At 62.1% G+C, this 18,266-nt stretch carries 23 protein-coding genes; 19 read left to right on the top strand and 4 right to left on the bottom strand.

Annotated features, from left to right (window positions below; all coding sequences use genetic code 11):
• Positions 1–3: 3 nt before the first annotated feature.
• Positions 4–4,200, top strand: coding sequence for a DNA-directed RNA polymerase subunit beta' (gene rpoC, locus ACZ89F_RS14915; protein WP_476092629.1), 4,197 nt, complete (start codon positions 4–6; stop codon positions 4,198–4,200).
• A gap of 206 nt (positions 4,201–4,406) precedes the next feature.
• On the opposite strand, the gene ACZ89F_RS14910 is transcribed toward rpoC, so the two are convergent.
• From ACZ89F_RS14910 to ACZ89F_RS14895, 4 genes are all read right to left on the bottom strand, one after another.
• Complete coding sequence (locus tag ACZ89F_RS14910) at positions 4,407–5,333, bottom strand: Gfo/Idh/MocA family protein (protein ID WP_476092627.1); 927 nt, start codon at positions 5,331–5,333, stop codon at positions 4,407–4,409.
• Between the two features lie 89 nt (positions 5,334–5,422).
• On the bottom strand, positions 5,423–6,535 hold the full coding sequence (locus ACZ89F_RS14905; RefSeq protein WP_476092625.1) for a PLP-dependent cysteine synthase family protein: 1,113 nt from the start codon (positions 6,533–6,535) through the stop codon (positions 5,423–5,425).
• 16 nt (positions 6,536–6,551) lie between these two features.
• Positions 6,552–6,833, bottom strand: a complete 282-nt coding sequence (locus tag ACZ89F_RS14900) for a transcriptional regulator (protein WP_476092623.1) — start codon at positions 6,831–6,833, stop codon at positions 6,552–6,554.
• A 52-nt stretch (positions 6,834–6,885) separates the two neighbouring features.
• On the bottom strand, positions 6,886–7,194 hold the full coding sequence (locus ACZ89F_RS14895) for a hypothetical protein (protein ID WP_476092621.1): 309 nt from the start codon (positions 7,192–7,194) through the stop codon (positions 6,886–6,888).
• A 138-nt stretch (positions 7,195–7,332) separates the two neighbouring features.
• Between ACZ89F_RS14895 and rpsL the strand changes: the two genes are divergently transcribed.
• The 18 genes from rpsL to rplE all read left to right on the top strand — a co-directional run bounded on the left by rpsL (position 7,333) and on the right by rplE (position 18,240).
• Entirely contained in the window at positions 7,333–7,704 is a 372-nt protein-coding gene (gene rpsL, locus ACZ89F_RS14890; protein WP_006333356.1) for a 30S ribosomal protein S12, read from the top strand.
• Between the two features lie 60 nt (positions 7,705–7,764).
• The gene (gene rpsG / locus ACZ89F_RS14885) at positions 7,765–8,235 is read left to right on the top strand and encodes a 30S ribosomal protein S7 (RefSeq protein ID WP_008875664.1); all 471 of its coding nucleotides are present in this window, start codon (positions 7,765–7,767) and stop codon (positions 8,233–8,235) included.
• A gap of 29 nt (positions 8,236–8,264) precedes the next feature.
• Positions 8,265–10,355, top strand: coding sequence for an elongation factor G (gene fusA / locus ACZ89F_RS14880; RefSeq protein WP_109672628.1), 2,091 nt, complete (start codon positions 8,265–8,267; stop codon positions 10,353–10,355).
• A 98-nt stretch (positions 10,356–10,453) separates the two neighbouring features.
• Positions 10,454–11,629, top strand: coding sequence for an elongation factor Tu (tuf, locus tag ACZ89F_RS14875; protein WP_013531404.1), 1,176 nt, complete (start codon positions 10,454–10,456; stop codon positions 11,627–11,629).
• Positions 11,630–11,698: 69 nt separating this feature from the next.
• Entirely contained in the window at positions 11,699–12,007 is a 309-nt protein-coding gene (rpsJ, locus tag ACZ89F_RS14870; protein ID WP_010909272.1) for a 30S ribosomal protein S10, read from the top strand.
• Positions 12,008–12,068: 61 nt separating this feature from the next.
• Complete coding sequence (gene rplC, locus ACZ89F_RS14865) at positions 12,069–12,797, top strand: 50S ribosomal protein L3 (protein WP_476092619.1); 729 nt, start codon at positions 12,069–12,071, stop codon at positions 12,795–12,797.
• Positions 12,797–13,417 carry a 50S ribosomal protein L4 gene (gene rplD / locus ACZ89F_RS14860; protein WP_056588603.1) on the top strand — a complete coding sequence of 207 codons (621 nt, stop codon included), beginning with the start codon at positions 12,797–12,799 and terminating at the stop codon, positions 13,415–13,417. Before rplC ends, rplD begins: the two co-directional genes overlap by 1 nt.
• Positions 13,414–13,707 carry a 50S ribosomal protein L23 gene (locus ACZ89F_RS14855; protein WP_023757976.1) on the top strand — a complete coding sequence of 98 codons (294 nt, stop codon included), beginning with the start codon at positions 13,414–13,416 and terminating at the stop codon, positions 13,705–13,707. Before rplD ends, ACZ89F_RS14855 begins: the two co-directional genes overlap by 4 nt.
• A 22-nt stretch (positions 13,708–13,729) precedes the next feature.
• Complete coding sequence (rplB, locus tag ACZ89F_RS14850) at positions 13,730–14,563, top strand: 50S ribosomal protein L2 (protein ID WP_024505067.1); 834 nt, start codon at positions 13,730–13,732, stop codon at positions 14,561–14,563.
• A 16-nt stretch (positions 14,564–14,579) separates the two neighbouring features.
• Positions 14,580–14,858, top strand: coding sequence for a 30S ribosomal protein S19 (gene rpsS, locus ACZ89F_RS14845; RefSeq protein ID WP_006205463.1), 279 nt, complete (start codon positions 14,580–14,582; stop codon positions 14,856–14,858).
• Between the two features lie 2 nt (positions 14,859–14,860).
• A complete protein-coding gene (gene rplV / locus ACZ89F_RS14840) occupies positions 14,861–15,250 on the top strand; it encodes a 50S ribosomal protein L22 (RefSeq protein ID WP_006205462.1) in 390 nt (129 codons plus the stop codon).
• Positions 15,250–15,975 carry a 30S ribosomal protein S3 gene (rpsC, locus tag ACZ89F_RS14835; protein ID WP_013531426.1) on the top strand — a complete coding sequence of 242 codons (726 nt, stop codon included), beginning with the start codon at positions 15,250–15,252 and terminating at the stop codon, positions 15,973–15,975. Before rplV ends, rpsC begins: the two co-directional genes overlap by 1 nt.
• A gap of 27 nt (positions 15,976–16,002) precedes the next feature.
• Positions 16,003–16,416, top strand: coding sequence for a 50S ribosomal protein L16 (rplP, locus tag ACZ89F_RS14830; protein WP_013531427.1), 414 nt, complete (start codon positions 16,003–16,005; stop codon positions 16,414–16,416).
• A 13-nt stretch (positions 16,417–16,429) separates the two neighbouring features.
• Positions 16,430–16,630: a 50S ribosomal protein L29 gene (gene rpmC, locus ACZ89F_RS14825; RefSeq protein WP_006205459.1), complete on the top strand. Its 201-nt coding sequence runs from the start codon at positions 16,430–16,432 to the stop codon at positions 16,628–16,630.
• Between the two features lie 11 nt (positions 16,631–16,641).
• Entirely contained in the window at positions 16,642–16,881 is a 240-nt protein-coding gene (gene rpsQ, locus ACZ89F_RS14820) for a 30S ribosomal protein S17 (RefSeq protein ID WP_010909280.1), read from the top strand.
• A gap of 71 nt (positions 16,882–16,952) precedes the next feature.
• Positions 16,953–17,321, top strand: coding sequence for a 50S ribosomal protein L14 (gene rplN / locus ACZ89F_RS14815; protein WP_006205457.1), 369 nt, complete (start codon positions 16,953–16,955; stop codon positions 17,319–17,321).
• A 12-nt stretch (positions 17,322–17,333) separates the two neighbouring features.
• Positions 17,334–17,648, top strand: coding sequence for a 50S ribosomal protein L24 (gene rplX / locus ACZ89F_RS14810; RefSeq protein ID WP_013531428.1), 315 nt, complete (start codon positions 17,334–17,336; stop codon positions 17,646–17,648).
• A complete protein-coding gene (gene rplE, locus ACZ89F_RS14805) occupies positions 17,641–18,240 on the top strand; it encodes a 50S ribosomal protein L5 (RefSeq protein ID WP_013531429.1) in 600 nt (199 codons plus the stop codon). The genes rplX and rplE overlap by 8 nt, the downstream gene beginning before the upstream one ends.
• Positions 18,241–18,266: the final 26 nt, after the last annotated feature.

Raw genomic sequence — 18,266 nt, 5'->3', positions numbered from 1 at the left:
GGCATGAACCAAGAGGTCATGAATCTCTTCAATCCGCAGGCGCCTGCGCAGGTGTTCGATTCCATCCGGATATCGCTTGCCAGCCCTGAGAAGATTCTGTCCTGGTCTTTCGGCGAGATCAAGAAGCCGGAGACCATCAACTACCGCACCTTCAAGCCGGAGCGTGACGGTCTGTTCTGCGCGCGCATTTTTGGCCCGATCAAGGACTATGAGTGCCTGTGCGGCAAGTACAAGCGCATGAAGTACAAGGGCGTCATCTGCGAGAAGTGCGGCGTCGAAGTCACGCTGTCGCGCGTCCGCCGCGAGCGCATGGGCCATATCGAGCTCGCCGCACCGGTCGCCCATATCTGGTTCCTGAAGTCGCTGCCGTCGCGCATCGGCACGCTGCTCGACATGACCCTGAAGGACATCGAGCGCGTCCTCTACTTCGAGAACTACATCGTCACCGAACCCGGCCTCACCGCGCTGAAGGAGCACCAGCTGCTCAGCGAGGAAGAGTACATGATCGCCGTCGACGAGTACGGCGAGGATAGCTTCACCGCCATGATCGGCGCAGAGGCCATTCATGACCTCCTGGCCGGCATGGACCTGGAGAAGATCGCTGGCGACCTGCGTTCGGAACTGGCTTCGACCACCTCCGAACTGAAGCAGAAGAAGTATCTGAAGCGCCTCAAGGTCGTCGAGAACTTCATGGAATCCGGCAACCGTCCGGAATGGATGATCATGAAGGTGGTTCCGGTGATCCCGCCGGACCTGCGCCCGCTCGTCCCGCTGGACGGCGGCCGCTTCGCCACGTCGGATCTGAACGACCTCTATCGCCGCGTCATCAACCGCAACAACCGTCTGAAGCGGCTGATCGAGCTGCGCGCCCCCGGCATCATCGTGCGCAATGAAAAGCGCATGCTGCAGGAAGCCGTCGATGCGCTGTTCGACAACGGCCGTCGCGGCCGCGTCATCACCGGCGCCAACAAGCGCCCGCTGAAGTCGCTGTCCGACATGCTCAAGGGCAAGCAGGGCCGGTTCCGCCAGAACCTGCTCGGCAAGCGCGTCGACTATTCCGGCCGCTCGGTCATCGTGACCGGTCCGGAGCTCAAGTTGCACCAGTGCGGCCTGCCCAAGAAGATGGCGCTCGAACTGTTCAAGCCCTTCATCTACGCCCGTCTCGACGCCAAGGGTTACTCCTCGACCGTCAAGCAGGCGAAGAAGCTGGTCGAGAAGGAGCGTCCGGAAGTCTGGGATATCCTCGACGAGGTCATCCGCGAGCATCCGGTGCTGTTGAACCGTGCGCCGACGCTGCACCGTCTCGGCATCCAGGCGTTCGAGCCTATCCTGATCGAAGGCAAGGCGATCCAGTTGCATCCGCTGTTCTGCACGGCCTTCAACGCCGACTTCGACGGTGACCAGATGGCCGTTCACGTGCCGCTGTCGCTGGAAGCGCAGCTTGAAGCCCGCGTGCTGATGATGTCGACCAACAACATCCTGCACCCGGCTTCCGGCGCACCGATCATCGTGCCGTCGCAGGACATGGTTCTGGGTCTCTACTATCTCTCGATCGTCAACCAGAACGAGCCGGGCGAAGGCATGGTGTTTGCCGACATGGGCGAACTCCAGCACGCGCTCGAGACCAAGGCGGTGACGCTGCACTCGAAGATCAAGGGTCGTTTCCGTACGGTCGACGCCGAAGGCAAGGTCGTGTCGAAGATCCATGACACCACCCCTGGCCGTATGATCATCGGCGAGCTTCTGCCGAAGAACGTCAACGTGCCTTACGAGACCGCCAACCAGGAGATGACCAAGAAGAACATCTCCAAGATGATCGACACCGTCTACCGCCACTGCGGTCAGAAGGAGACGGTCATTTTCTGCGACCGCATCATGGCACTCGGCTTCAGCCATGCCTGCCGCGCCGGCATTTCGTTCGGCAAGGACGACATGCTGATCCCGGACGCCAAGATCAAGCTGGTCTCCGACACCGAGGCTTTGGCCAAGGAATACGAGCAGCAGTACAATGACGGCCTGATCACGCAGGGCGAGAAGTACAACAAGGTCGTCGACGCCTGGGCCAAGTGCTCGGAAAAGGTCGCCGACGAAATGATGGCCCGCATCAAGGCGGTCGAGTTCGAGGACAATGGCCGTCAGAAGCCGATGAACTCGATCTACATGATGTCGCACTCCGGTGCGCGTGGCTCGCCCACCCAGATGCGTCAGCTCGCCGGCATGCGCGGCCTTATGGCCAAGCCGTCGGGTGAAATCATCGAGACGCCGATCATCTCGAACTTCAAGGAAGGCCTGACCGTGCTCGAGTACTTCAACTCGACCCACGGCGCCCGCAAGGGTCTGGCCGACACCGCCTTGAAGACGGCGAACTCGGGTTACCTCACCCGTCGTCTGGTCGACGTGGCGCAGGACTGCATCGTCAACTCCGTCGACTGCGGCACCGACAAGGGCCTCACCATGCAGCCGATCGTCGATGCCGGTCAGGTCGTCGCTTCGGTCGGCCAGCGCGTGCTGGGTCGTACGTCGCTCGACGACATCACCCATCCGGTGTCGGGCGAGATCCTGGTCAAGGCCGGAACGCTGATGGACGAGCGTGACGTGGAACAGATCGAAAAGGCTGGCGTCCAGTCGGTTCGCATCCGCTCGGCACTGACTTGCGAAGTCAGGGTTGGCGTCTGCGCGGTCTGCTACGGTCGCGATCTTGCCCGCGGCACCCCGGTCAACCAGGGTGAAGCTGTCGGCGTCATCGCGGCGCAGTCGATCGGCGAGCCGGGCACGCAGCTCACCATGCGTACCTTCCACATGGGCGGTACCGCGCAGGTGGTGGACAGCTCGTTCCTTGAAGCCTCTTATGAGGGCAAGGTCGAGATCCGCAACCGCAACGTGGTGCGCAACTCCGACGGCCAGCAGATGGTCATGGGCCGCAACATGGCGGTGCTGATCCTCGACGAAGCCGGCAAGGAGCGCGCCTCGCATCGTCTCACCTATGGTTCGCGCATCTTCGTGGACGATGGCGACAAGGTGAAGCGCGGCCAGCGTATCGCCGAGTGGGATCCCTACACGCGTCCAGTCCTCACCGAAATCGAGGGCAGGGTGTCGTACGAGGATCTGGTCGACGGCATTTCCGTTCAGGAAACGGCCGACGAGTCGACCGGCATCACCAAGCGTGAGGTCATCGACTGGCGCTCGACGCCACGCGGCAACGATCTGAAGCCGGCGATTGCCATCCAGGACTCCAAGGGCAAGGTCGGCAAGCTGTCGAAGGGAGGCGACGCCCGCTTCCTGCTCTCGGTCGAGGCCATTCTTTCGGTCGAGCCGGGCTCGCAGGTTCGTCCCGGCGACGTGCTGGCGCGTATTCCCATGGAAAGCGCCAAGACCAAGGACATCACCGGCGGTCTGCCGCGTGTTGCCGAACTGTTCGAGGCACGTCGTCCGAAGGATCACGCCATCATCGCCGAGATCGACGGCACGATCCGCTTCGGCCGCGACTACAAGAACAAGCGTCGCATCATCATCGAGCCGCATGACTCGACGCTTGAGCCGGTCGAATACCTGATCCCGAAGGGCAAGCCGTTCCATCTCCAGGACGGCGACGTCATCGAGAAGGGCGACTACATCCTCGACGGCAATCCGGCGCCGCACGACATCCTGGCGATCAAGGGCGTGGAGGCACTTGCTTCCTACCTCGTCAACGAGATCCAGGAAGTCTATCGTCTGCAGGGCGTGTCGATCAACGACAAGCACATCGAGGTGATCGTTCGCCAGATGCTGCAGAAGGTCGAGATCACGGTGCAGGGCGACTCGACCTACATCCCGGGCGATCATGTCGACGTGATCGAACTGGAAGAGGTCAACGAGCGTCTGGTCGAGGACGGCAAGAAGCCGGCCGAAGGCCTGCCGGTGCTGCTCGGCATCACCAAGGCATCGCTGCAGACGCCGTCCTTCATCTCGGCCGCCTCCTTCCAGGAGACGACCCGAGTGCTGACGGAAGCCGCCGTTGCCGGCAAGACCGACATGCTGCAGGGACTGAAGGAAAACGTCATCGTCGGCCGGCTGATCCCGGCCGGCACCGGCGGCACGATGAGCCAGATCCGGCGCATCGCCACCTCGCGCGACGAACTGATCATCGACGAGCGCCGCAAGGCCTCCGGTGTGGAGGTCGCCGAGCCGATGCTTGCGGACATGACAACCGCCGCGCAGTAAGCGCGGCGGCAGCGATCTCAGGCAACAAGGCCGTCGGGGCAACCCGGCGGCCTATTTCTTTGTGCATTGGAGCCGCGACTTGTGGCAGTGGCGACGGAGCGACGAGCGTTCGTCCGGTGCCTTGTTCTGCCGGCTTGGCGCTGCGCGTCCCTCGATGATCTGAGAACTGAGGATTGGAGTGATGGTCACTCCTCTCAGCTCCATCGTCAGTCGAAAAACGCTTCGACCACGTTGCGCTTGCCGAGCATGAAGGCGTCGGCGACGTGCTGCAGAGGCGCCAGATCGACATCGGAAACGCCCGCGCGGACAATGTCCGCGAAGCGCCTGTAGAGCATCGGGTATTCCGCCTCCGGTTCATCGTGGATGACACGGCCGTCAACGGCGAGCTTGGTGCCACCGCCCGACAGCACCATTGCGCCCTTGTCGGTGTCGGCCAGGATGTCCCAGCTTTGCGGGCCTGTCTGCAGCCAGTCGAGGTCCATCGTCACCGGCAAGCCATTCGAGGTGCGGAAGGCGACGCGTGCGGCAACCGGGGATGCGCGGTTTTCGGGAAAGTCGAGCACGGCCGAAGTGATGAACATCGCCGGCAGGATATGGGTGGCAATCGACAGCGCATTGATGCCGGGATCGAAGACGCCGAAGCCGCCGGGGGCCCAGATCCACTCCTGGTTCGGATGCCAGCGGCGCACGTCTTCCTTCCAGTTGATGGCGGCCGACTTGATCATGGTCGAGTTCAGGAAGGCGCGCGCGGCTTCGACCGCCGGCGCATAGCGCGAGTGCCAGCTGGCGAACAGCGAGACGCCGTTCTGCGCGGCCAATGCCTTGAGGTCTTCGACCTCGCTGACGGTGGCGCCTGGCGGCTTCTCCAGGAAGACATGCTTCTTGGCCATCAGCGCCGTCCGTGCAGCGTCGTAGCGGAACTGCGGCGGCATGCAGAGCGATACGGCCTCGAGGTCGGGTGCGGCGTCGAGCATGGCTTCGATGGTGGGGAAGTTCGGGATGTTTTCCACCTTGCCATGCCGGCTGGCCGCCGCGATCAGGCGATAGTTCTGGTCTTTCGCCAGGGCGGGCAGGTGCTGGTCGCGGACGATCTTGCCGACGCCGACGATGCCTATCTTGATGGGCTGGGACACGGCCGCTCCGTCTGTTGAGTGATGAAGAGCGTTTCTTATCAGAACACTTGCCCCGGGCAAGCCGGAGCCGGCAAGCTGAAGTCGAAAGGTCAGCCCCAGCTTTCCTCGAACTGCAGCGCCAGCCCTTCGCCGGCCAGAAAGGTCTCGATGGCTGCTTCGAAAGGTGAGGGGTCGAGGCCGTTCGCGCCCAGCCAGTCGTCGGAATAATAGGTGTTGGCGTAGCGGTCGCCGGAATCGCAGATCAGCGTCACCAGCGAGCCGGCCTTCCTCGCCTCGACCATGCGCGCTGCCAGAAAACACATGGCGACGAAGTTGGTGCCGGTCGACCCGCCGACACGGCGGCCGAGCCGGCGCGACAGCACCCGCATCGCCGCCAGCGACACCGCGTCCGGCACGCGCAGCATGTGATCGATGACGCCAGGCACGAAGGATGGTTCGACGCGCGGCCGGCCGATGCCCTCGATGCGCGACGGCTGCTCGCAGCGACACTCACGGTCATGCGTGGCAAAGCTGTCGAAGAAGGCCGAACGCTCGACGTCGGCGACCGACAGCCGCGTCGCATGCCGCTTGTAGCGCAGGTAGCGGCCGATCGTGGCGGTGGTGCCGCCGGTGCCGGCGCTCATGACGATCCAGGCCGGGATAGGATGCTGCTCCTCGCGCATCTGCCCGAAGATGGAATCGGCAATGTTGTTGTTGCCGCGCCAGTCGGTGGCGCGTTCGGCATGGGTGAACTGGTCCATGAAATGACCGCCAAGCCGCGCCGCCAGTTCAGCCGACTCGGCATAGATGCGCCGGCCGTCGTCGATGAAGTGGCACTTGCCGCCATAGTGCTCGATCGCGGTGATCTTTTCGCGCGAGGTCGATCGCGGCATCACGGCATAGAACGGCACGCCGATCATGCGGGCGAAATAGGCTTCCGACACCGCCGTCGAGCCCGACGACGCTTCGATCACCGGCGAGCCTTCACGGATGAGGCCGTTGCACAGCGCATAGAGAAACAGCGAACGCGCCAGCCGATGTTTCAGGCTGCCGGTCGGATGGGTGGATTCGTCCTTGAGGTAGAAGTCGATGCCGGCCAGTGCCGGCAGATCCAGCTTCCACAGGTGCGTATCGGCCGAGCGGTGCTGGTCGGCTTCGATCGCGGCGACCGCCCGGTCGGCCCAGTCCCGGGATGCAGGTCCATCAGCTCTTGATCCTGCCATGATCGGCGCCCTGGTTTCAGATCGGCACGTCGAAGGTGACGATCGACACTTCGCCTTCGAGCGCGCCCTGGAAGGCCGACAGATGAGGCTCTTCGTCAGGTATGCCTTCCATATCGCCGATCTGGTCGAGCTCGGCCTCGGCATAGCCCTCCGCGGCAAGCGATTCGAGCACGCGGCGCACCGCCGAATCGTCGTCGGGCGCGACCAGCATGACGTGGACGCCTTCCGGTTTGCCGCCCTTCTTCTTCCACACCCGGCCGGTGATGATGGTGACGGGGCGCTCCTCATTGTCGTTCACGGGTGTATTCCTTTTGGCAGAAAGACTGGGGTGGGCGAGGGATTTGCACTGTTCATGCCGCCTTTTCGCACGAAGCCTTGCAGCGCAACAGCGTAAAGCCATTCACTTCGCTAAAAGGCTTGGCACTTTCTTCCTCGCCCTTGCAAAATGGCGAAAGAAAATTACATGCGGTTTTCGCATGGCTGCCAAGCCCCGGCTTCAATGCAATATTTGCCGTGCCGGGGTTGACGGTTCGCGGGCTTGCTAGTAGAAGCCGGCCAGTCAGAACCGATGTGAGGCTCTCCCTTCCGAAGCGACACGCTTTGGAGTTTGCCTCAAACAGGGTTCGTTTTACGAGCGAAAAGACATTTCCGGCGTGCACGAAGCGGCTTCCGCTTCCTCTGCCATTTGTTCGGGCAAGACCGCGAGGCGCGGTTTGTGGCCCGACTTTGCGTATGGAAATGACGCTTTGAGCGGCCCTGACCGGGCGAGACACGGAATTGAGAGACAAGAGGGTTTAATGCCTACCGTCAACCAGCTGATCCGCAAGCCGCGCATTGCGCCGGTGAAGCGCAACAAGGTCCCGGCCATGCAGCAGAACCCGCAGAAGCGGGGTGTCTGCACGCGCGTCTATACAACGACGCCGAAGAAGCCGAACTCGGCGCTGCGCAAGGTGGCCAAGATCCGCCTGACCAATGGTTTTGAAGTGATCGGGTACATCCCCGGCGAAGGCCACAACCTTCAGGAACACTCCGTGGTGATGATCCGCGGCGGCCGCGTCAAGGATCTTCCGGGCGTTCGCTACCACATCATCCGCGGCGTGCTCGACACGCAGGGTGTGAAGAACCGCAAGCAGCGCCGTTCGAAGTACGGCGCCAAGCGTCCGAAGTAAGATTTTCCGGCCTTGGCGCTCCTTGAGTGCGTCGGGTTATGAGATTGAGAGACAAAAGCCATGTCGCGTCGTCACAGTGCAGAAAAGCGTGAGATCAATCCGGACCCGAAGTTCGGCGATCTGATCGTCACCAAGTTCATGAACGCCGTCATGTATGACGGCAAGAAGTCGGTCGCCGAGACCATCGTCTACGGCGCGCTCGACCAGGTTCAGTCGAAGACCAAGCAGGAGCCGGTCACCGTCTTCCATCAGGCGCTCGACAATGTCGCGCCGCATGTGGAAGTGCGTTCGCGTCGTGTCGGCGGCGCCACCTATCAGGTTCCGGTCGACGTGCGCCCCGAGCGCCGTCAGGCATTGGCCATTCGCTGGCTGATCGCCGCGGCCCGCAACCGCAACGAGACCACGATGGTCGACCGCCTCTCCGGCGAGCTGATGGACGCGGCCAACAACCGCGGCACGGCCGTCAAGAAGCGTGAAGACACCCACAAAATGGCTGAAGCCAACCGCGCTTTCGCGCACTACCGCTGGTAAAGCGCGAACGAGACTGAGAGGCAGCTACGATGGCCCGCGAATACAAAATCGAAGACTACCGCAATTTCGGTATCATGGCGCATATTGACGCCGGCAAGACGACGACCACCGAGCGCGTCCTCTATTACACGGGCAAGTCGCACAAGATCGGCGAAGTCCACGACGGCGCTGCCACCATGGATTGGATGGAGCAGGAGCAGGAGCGCGGCATCACCATCACGTCCGCCGCGACCACGACCTTCTGGAAGGGTCGCAGCGGCAAGATGTACCGCTTCAACATCATCGACACCCCCGGCCACGTCGACTTCACCATCGAAGTCGAGCGTTCGCTGCGCGTTCTCGACGGCGCCATCGCGCTGCTCGATGCCAATGCCGGTGTCGAGCCGCAGACGGAAACCGTCTGGCGTCAGGCCGACAAGTATCGCGTTCCGCGCATGATCTTCTGCAACAAGATGGACAAGATCGGCGCTGACTTCTACCGCTCGGTCGAGATGATCGGTTCGCGCCTCGGTGCGCATGCCGTTGTCATGCAGCTGCCGATCGGCGCCGAGACCGAGTTCAAGGGCGTTGTCGACCTCGTCGAGATGAACGCGCTGGTCTGGCGCGACGAGACGCTGGGCGCTGCCTGGGACATCGTCGAGATCCCGGACGACCTCAAGGCTCGTGCCGAAGAATACCGCGAGAAGATGATCGAGGCCGCCGTCGAAATGGACGAGACGGCGCTTGAGAATTACCTCGAAGGCAAGATGCCGTCGAATGACGAGATCCGCGCGCTGATCCGCAAGGGCACCATCGCGGTCAAGTTCTACCCGATGTTCTGCGGCTCGGCCTTCAAGAACAAGGGCGTGCAGCCGCTGCTCGACGCCGTCGTCGAATATCTGCCGTCGCCGGCCGATGTTCCGGCCATCAAGGGCGTCGATGCCAAGACCGACGCCGAGATCGAGCGTCATGCCGACGACAACGAGCCGCTGTCGATGCTCGCCTTCAAGATCATGAACGACCCGTTCGTCGGTTCGCTGACCTTTGCCCGCATCTATTCGGGCAAGCTCACCAAGGGCATCTCGGTCGACAACACCGTGAAGGGCAAGAAAGAGCGCATCGGCCGCATGCTGCAGATGCATGCGAACTCGCGCGCCGACGTCGAAGAGGCTTTTGCCGGCGACATCGTTGCTCTTGCCGGCCTCAAGGACACGACCACCGGCGACACGCTCAGTGATCCGCTGCATCCGGTCATCCTCGAGCGCATGGAGTTCCCCGATCCGGTCATCCAGATCGCCATCGAGCCGAAGACCAAGAACGACCAGGAAAAGATGGGCCTCGCCCTTCACCGCCTAGCCGCCGAGGATCCGTCCTTCCGCGTCAAGACCGACGAGGAAAGCGGCCAGACCATCATTTCCGGCATGGGCGAACTTCACCTGGACATTATCGTCGACCGCATGCGTCGCGAGTTCAAGGTCGAGGCCAATGTCGGCGCGCCGCAGGTGGCCTATCGCGAGACGATCACCCGCAGGCACGAGCAGGATTACACGCACAAGAAGCAGACCGGCGGTACGGGTCAGTTCGCTCGCGTCAAGATCGTCTTCGAGCCGAACCCGGACAGCAGCGAGTTCGAGTTCGATACCAAGATCGTCGGCGGCGCCGTGCCGAAGGAATACATCCCGGGTGTCGAAAAGGGCATCAACAGCGTCATGACCTCGGGTCCGTTCGCGGGCTTCCCGATGATCGGCGTTAAGGCGACGCTGATCGATGGCGCCTACCACGATGTCGACTCCAGCGTTCTGGCCTTCGAAATCGCCGGCCGCGCCTGCTTCCGTGAAGCCGCACCCAAGCTTGGCGTGCAGCTGCTCGAGCCGATCATGAAGGTCGAAGTCGTGACGCCGGAAGACTACGTTGGCAGCGTCATCGGCGATCTGAACGGTCGTCGTGGCCAGATCCAGGGCCAGGAAGCGCGTGGCGTTGCAGTGGTCATCAACGCGATGGTGCCGCTCGCCAACATGTTCAAGTACGTCGACAACCTGCGCTCGATGAGCCAGGGCCGTGCGGCCTACACGATGCAGTTCGATCACTACGAGCCGGTCCCTACGGCGGTGGCCCAGGAAGTCCAGAAGAAATACGCGTAAGGGTTCCTTAGCCACCGGGTCGCGCTCCTTGCGCGGTGCCGGATCTGAAGAGCGAATAACAATTTCCCCCAAGCGGGTAGAATAGACGGAGAACGATTATGGCCAAAGGTAAATTCGAGCGTAACAAGCCTCACGTTAACATCGGCACGATTGGCCACGTCGACCATGGCAAGACGTCGCTGACGGCGGCGATCACCAAGTATTTTGGCGAATACAAGCGCTACGACCAGATCGACGCTGCCCCTGAGGAAAAGGCGCGCGGCATCACGATCTCGACGGCGCATGTCGAATACGAGACGGCCAACCGCCACTATGCTCACGTCGACTGCCCCGGCCACGCCGACTATGTTAAGAACATGATCACCGGTGCCGCGCAGATGGACGGCGCGATCCTGGTCGTGTCGGCTGCCGACGGCCCGATGCCGCAGACCCGCGAGCACATCCTGCTTGCCCGTCAGGTCGGCGTGCCGTCGATCGTGGTGTTTTTGAACAAGGTCGACCAGGTCGACGACGCCGAGCTGCTCGAACTGGTCGAGCTTGAGGTTCGCGAGCTTCTGACCAAGAACGAGTTCCCCGGCGACGACATTCCGATCGTCAAGGGTTCGGCTCTGGCTGCTCTCGAAGACTCGGACAAGAAGATCGGTGAAGACGCGATCCGCGAGCTGATGGCTGCGGTCGATGCCTACATCCCGACGCCGGTTCGTCCGCTCGACAAGCCGTTCCTGATGCCGATCGAAGACGTGTTCTCGATCTCGGGCCGCGGCACGGTCGTCACGGGTCGCGTCGAGCGCGGCGTGGTCAAGGTCGGCGAGGAGCTGGAGATCATCGGCATCCGTCCGACGACCAAGACGACCTGCACGGGCGTCGAGATGTTCCGCAAGCTGCTCGATCAGGGCCAGGCTGGCGACAACATCGGCGCGCTGCTGCGCGGCGTTGATCGTGAAGGTGTCGAGCGCGGCCAGGTTCTGGCCAAGCCCGGCACGGTGAAGCCGCACAAGAAGTTCGTGGCTGAAGCCTACATCCTGACCAAGGACGAAGGTGGCCGTCACACGCCGTTCTTCACCAACTACCGTCCGCAGTTCTACTTCCGCACGACCGACGTGACCGGCATCGTGTCGCTGCCGGAAGGCACCGAGATGGTGATGCCGGGCGACAACATCACCGTCGATGTCGAGCTGATCGTGCCGATCGCCATGGAAGAGAAGCTGCGCTTTGCTATCCGTGAAGGCGGCCGCACCGTCGGTGCCGGCATCGTCGTCACCATCAAAGAGTAATTTGGACTTAAACCGATCTGTCGCGGGCGCGGGAGTTGCCCGCGCCGCGCCAGAACAAGGAAGTGACGCATGAACGGACAGAATATCCGCATCCGCCTGAAGGCGTTTGACCACCGCGTGCTCGACGCCTCGACGAAGGAAATCGTGTCGACGGCCAAGCGTACCGGTGCCAACGTCCGCGGCCCCATTCCGCTGCCGACGCGGATCGAAAAGTTTACGGTCAACCGGTCGCCTCACGTCGACAAGAAGAGCCGCGAGCAGTTCGAGATGCGCACGCACAAGCGTCTGCTCGACATCGTCGATCCGACCCCGCAGACGGTCGATGCTTTGATGAAGCTCGATCTGGCCGCCGGCGTCGACGTCGAGATCAAGCTCTAAGGGAATGAGAGCGCGGTAAGGGGCGGTGCCCCTGGCCCGGAACTCTAAAGGAATTGAACCGATGCGTTCAGGTGTGATTGCAAAGAAGGTGGGAATGACCCGCATCTACAACGATGCCGGGGAACATGTTCCCGTCACCGTTCTCCAGATGGAGAACTGCCAGGTCGTGGCCCAGCGCACGCAAGAGAAGAATGGCTACACTGCCGTTCAGCTCGGCGTTGGCCTTGCCAAGGTGAAGAACACGTCGAAGGCGATGCGCGGCCATTTCGCGACCGCTTCCGTCGAGCCGAAGGCGAAGGTCGCCGAGTTCCGCGTCTCCGCCGACAACATGATCGATGTCGGCGCCGAGATCACCGTCGAGCACTTCGTCCCCGGCCAGAAGGTCGATGTGACGGGCACGACGATCGGCAAGGGTTTCCAGGGCGTCATCAAGCGCCACCACATGGGCGGTGGCCGTGCAACGCACGGTAACTCGGTTTCGCACCGTACGCACGGTTCGACCGGCCAGCGCCAGGACCCGGGCAAGGTGTTCAAGGGCAAGCATATGGCTGGCCACATGGGCGACACCCGCGTCACCACGCAGAATGTCGAGATCGTATCGACCGACGCCGACCGCGGCCTGATCCTGATCCGCGGTGCGGTTCCCGGATCGAAGGGCGCCTGGATCCTGGTCCGCGATGCGGCCAAGGTGGCACTGCCGGCCAATGCGCCGAAGCCTGCCGCGATCCGCGCCGTTGCTGCCGAAAGTGGCGCCAAGAACGAGGCTCCGGCCACAGAGGGAGCGGAATAATGGATCTCAAGATCACAACGCTGGGCGGCAAGGACGCCGGCAAGGTGGAACTCTCCGACGAGATTTTCGGCCTTGATCCGCGCGAAGACATCCTGCAGCGCGTCGTGCGCTGGCAGCTTGCCAAGAAGCAGCAGGGCACGCACAAGGCCAAGGGCCGCGCCGAGATCGCGCGCACCGGCGCCAAGATGTACAAGCAGAAGGGTACGGGCCGCGCCCGTCACCATTCGGCACGCGCTCCGCAGTTCCGCGGCGGCGGCAAGGCCCACGGCCCGGTCGTTCGCAGCCACGAGCACGAACTGCCGAAGAAGGTTCGTGCGCTCGGCCTCAAGCATGCTCTCTCGGCCAAGGCCAAGAGCGCGTCGATCATCATCATCGACGAGCTGAAGCTGACCGAGGCCAAGACGAAGGCGCTGATCGCGAATTTCGCGACGCTGGGCCTGACCAACGCCCTGTTGATCGGCGGCGCCGAGCTTGACAAGAACTTCAAGCTGGCGGCGACGAACATCCCCAACATCGACGTGCTGCCCATCCAGGGCATCAACGTCTACGACATTCTTCGCCGCGGCACGCTGGTCCTTTCGAAGGCCGCCGTCGAGGCTCTCGAGGAGCGCTTTAAATGACCGACCTTCGTCACTACGACGTGATCGTCTCGCCGGCGATCACCGAAAAGTCGACCATGGCCTCCGAGCAGAACCAGGTCGTCTTCAACGTCGCCAAGAAGGCGTCGAAGCCGGAAATCAAGGCCGCCGTCGAAGCGCTGTTCGGCGTCAAGGTGATGGCCGTGAACACGCTTGTCCGCAAGGGCAAGATCAAGCGCTTCCGTGGCACGGTTGGCCGCCAGAGCGACGTCAAGAAGGCGATTGTGACGCTGGCCGATGGCCAGTCGATCGACGTCGCGACGGGTCTCTGAGCAAGGCCGCGAGGACAGAAACATGGCACTGAAAAAATTCAACCCGGTAACGCCCAGCACCCGTCAGCTGGTCATCGTCGACCGCTCGGGCCTCTACAAGGGCAAGCCCGTCAAGGGTCTGACCGAAGGCCTGACCAAGTCGGGCGGCCGCAACAACCACGGCCGCATCACCGCCCGCTTCATCGGCGGTGGTCATAAGCGTTCGTACCGCATCATCGACTTCAAGCGCCGCAAGTTCGACGTCGTCGGCACGGTCGAGCGCATCGAATACGATCCGAACCGCACCGCCTTCATCGCGCTGATCAAGTATGACGATGGCGAGCTGTCCTACATCATTGCTCCGCAGCGGCTGGCTCCCGGCGACAAGATCGTGTCCGGTGAATCGGTCGACGTGAAGCCGGGCAATGCGATGCCGCTGGCTTCGATGCCGGTCGGCACCATCGTCCACAACATTGAGCTGAAGCCGGGCAAGGGCGCTCAGGTCGCCCGTTCGGCAGGTGGTTATGGTCAGTTGGTCGGTCGTGACCAGGGCATGGCGATCTTGCGCCTCAACTCGGGCGAGCAGCGTGTCGTTCACGGCTCCTGCATGGCTACTGTCGGCGCCGTGTCCAATCCGGACCACGGCAACATCAATGACGGCAAGGCCGGTCGCACGGTTTGGCGTGGCAAGCGCCCGCACAATCGCGGCGTGACCATGAACCCGGTCGACCATCCGCACGGCGGCGGCGAAGGCCGCACCTCGGGTGGCCGCCATCCGGTTTCGCCCTGGGGCAAGCCGACCAAGGGCAAGAAGACGCGGTCCAACAAGGCGACCGACAAGTTCATCCTGCGCTCGCGCCATCAGCGCAAGAGCTAAGAAGAGGTAACGCCAAGTGACTCGTTCGATTTGGAAAGGCCCCTTCATTGACGGCTACCTTCTCAAGAAGGTGGACAAGGTTCGTGAAGGTGGTCGCAATGAGGTGATCAAGATGTGGAGCCGTCGTTCCACCATCCTGCCGCAGTTCGTCGGCTTCACCTTCGGTGTCTACAACGGCCAGAAGCATGTTCCCGTCTCGGTGAACGAGGACATGGTCGGTCACAAGTTCGGTGAATTCGCTCCGACCCGGACCTATTACGGTCACGGCGCGGATAAGAAGGCGAAGAGGAAATAATCATGGGCAAGGCCAAAGCTCCGCGCAGGCTTGCTGATAACGAAGCGCGCGCCGTATTGCGCACGATCCGTATCAGCCCGCAGAAGCTGAACCTGGTTGCCGCGCTGATCCGCGGCAAGAAGGTCGCGACAGCGCTTTCCGATCTCGAATTCTCGGCCAAGCGGATTTCCGGCACGGTCAAGAAGACGCTGGAATCGGCAATCGCCAACGCTGAAAACAACCACGACCTGGATGTCGATGCACTGATCGTGGCGGAAGCCTATGTCGGCAAGTCGATCGTCATGAAGCGGTTCCATGCCCGTGGCCGTGGTCGCGCCAGCCGTATCGAGAAGCCGTTCTCGCACCTCACGATCGTTGTTCGTGAAGTCGAAGAAAAAGGGGAGGCCGCATAATGGGCCAGAAAGTCAATCCGATCGGTCTTCGCCTCGGCATCAACCGCACCTGGGATTCGCGCTGGTTCGCGAACACCGGCGAGTACGGCAAGCTGCTGCATGAGGACATCAAGATCCGCAAGTATCTCGAGAAGGAACTCAAGCAGGCTGCCATCTCGAAGGTCGTGATCGAGCGTCCGCACAAGAAGTGCCGCGTCACCATCCACGCCGCGCGCCCGGGTCTGATCATCGGCAAGAAGGGCGCCGACATCGAGAAGCTTCGCAAGAAGCTGATGGAGATGACGAAGTCCGAGACGCACCTCAACATCGTTGAAGTGCGCAAGCCGGAAATCGACGCGACCCTGGTCGCTCAGTCGATCGCCCAGCAGCTCGAGCGTCGTATCGCGTTCCGCCGCGCCATGAAGCGTGCCGTTCAGTCGGCGATGCGCCTCGGTGCCGAAGGCATCCGCATCAACTGCGCCGGCCGTCTCGGCGGCGCCGAGATCGCGCGCATGGAATGGTATCGCGAAGGCCGCGTGCCGCTGCATACGCTGCGTGCGGACGTCGACTACGGCACGGCCGAAGCGCACACCGCTTATGGCATCTGCGGCGTCAAGGTCTGGGTGTTCAAGGGCGAGATCCTTGAGCATGACCCGATGGCTTCGGAGCGTCGGGCCAGCGAAAGCGATGCAGCGCATGGCGGTGGTGGTGATCGCGAACGCGGTCGTCGTCGCGAAAACGCCTGAGACATTTAGGAATTTGGAGTTAGAACGATGCTGCAGCCAAAGCGCACAAAGTTCCGCAAGCAGTTCAAGGGCCGTATCCATGGTACCGCAAAGGGCGGCACCAACCTGGATTTCGGTGGTTTCGGGCTGAAGGCGCTTGAGCCGAACCGCGTCACCGCACGTGAGATCGAGGCGGCCCGCCGCGCGATCACGCGTGAAATGAAGCGCGCCGGTCGCGTCTGGATCCGTATTTTCCCGGACGTGCCGGTCACTTCGAAGCCGACCGAAGTCCGCATGGGTAAGGGCAAGGGCGCGGTCGATTACTGGGCGGCGCGCGTCAAGCCGGGCCGCATCATGTTCGAGATCGACGGCGTCAATGAAGAAACCGCCCGTGAGGCACTGCGTCTCGGCGCGGCCAAGCTCTCGGTCAAGACGCGCTTCGTGCAGCGCATCGCAGAATAAGGACGGGCTGATCATGAAAGCCGAAGACATCCGGACCAAGACCCAGGACCAGCTGACCGACGACCTGGCCAGCCTGAAGAAGGAGCAGTTCAACCTGCGCTTCCAGAAGGCCACCGGCCAGCTCGAGAAGACCGCGCGCGTGAGACAGGTCCGTAAGGACATTGCGCGTATCAAGACCATCGCTGCGGAAAAGTCCGCGGCTAAGAAGGCTTAAGGACGAAAACCATGCCAAAGCGCATTCTGCAGGGCACCGTCGTCAGCGACAAGAACGAGAAGACGGTTGTCGTCAAGGTCGAACGGCGCTTCACGCATCCCGTGATGAAGAAGACCGTGCGCATGACCAAGAAGTACAAGGCGCACGACGAGAACAACGCCCACAAGGTAGGCGATCAGGTGTTCATCCAGGAATCGAAGCCGATTTCCAAGGATAAGCGCTGGATCGTCGTGTCTTCGGACCAGGCGTAAACAACGAATTTTGGACAGACCGGGGAGGGGCTTTGAGCCCATCCCGTTAGAAAAGAAGAAGGCGGCCAGTCATGATTCAGATGCAAACAAACCTCGACGTCGCGGATAATTCCGGCGCCCGTCGTGTCATGTGCATCAAGGTGCTGGGCGGCTCGAAGCGGAAATACGCTTCCGTGGGCGACATCATCGTGGTGTCGATCAAGGAAGCCATTCCGCGCGGCCGCGTGAAGAAGGGCGATGTGATGAAGGCGGTCGTGGTTCGCACGGCCAAGGACATCCGCCGCCCGGACGGCAGCGTGATCCGTTTCGACAAGAACGCGGCCGTTCTCGTCGACAACAAGAAAGAGCCGATCGGCACGCGTATCTTCGGACCGGTTCCGCGCGAACTCCGCGCCAAGAACCACATGAAGATCATCTCGCTCGCGCCTGAAGTGCTGTAAGGAGCCGGACCAATGCAAAAGATTAGAAAAGGCGACAAGGTCGTCGTGCTGGCCGGCAAGGACAAGGGCCGTTCGGGCGAAGTCCTCTCGGTACAGCCGAAGGAAGACACCGCGCTGGTGCGCGGCGTCAACATGATCCGTCGTCACCAGAAGCAGTCCCAGTCCCAAGAGGGCGGGATCATCACCAAGGAAGCGCCGATCCAGCTGTCGAACATCGCGCTGGCCGACCCCAAGGATGGCAAGCCGACCCGCGTCGGTTTCATCTTCCAGAAGGACGGCAAGAAGGTGCGCGTCGCCAAGCGCTCGGGAGAAGTCATCAATGGCTAAGGCTCAAACCACGAAGCCCAAGGCTGAAAGCAAACAGTCCAAGGCTCAGAACACGCCGCGCCTCAAGCAGGTCTACAACGAGACCATCCGCAAGGCGCTGCAGGAACAGTTCGGCTACGACAACGAGATGCAGGTTCCGCGCATCGACAAGATCGTGCTGAACATGGGCGTCGGCGAAGCGACCGCCGATTCGAAGAAGCCTTCGATCGCGGCCGAAGACCTGGCGATGATCGCCGGCCAGAAGGCCGTCGTCACCCGCGCGCGCAATTCGATTGCCGGCTTCAAGGTCCGCGAGAAGATGCCGATCGGCGCCAAGGTCACGCTGCGCAAGGAACGCATGTACGAGTTCCTCGACCGCCTCGTGAACATCGCACTGCCGCGCGTCCGCGACTTTCGCGGACTGAATCCGAAGAGCTTCGATGGCCGTGGCAACTACGCCATGGGCATCAAGGAACACATCGTGTTCCCGGAGATCAACTACGACAAGGTTGATCAGATCTGGGGCATGGACGTCATCGTTTGTACGACTGCGAAGACGGACGACGAAGCCAGGGCATTGCTCAAGGCCTTCAACTTCCCCTTCCGCCAGTAACGGCAGCGAGAAAAGGAAAAATCTGA

The organism is Mesorhizobium sp. USDA 3734 (assembly GCF_056279665.1).
The sequence above is the reverse complement of the archived record's forward strand: the minus strand, read 5'-3'. Positions and strand labels throughout refer to the sequence as shown.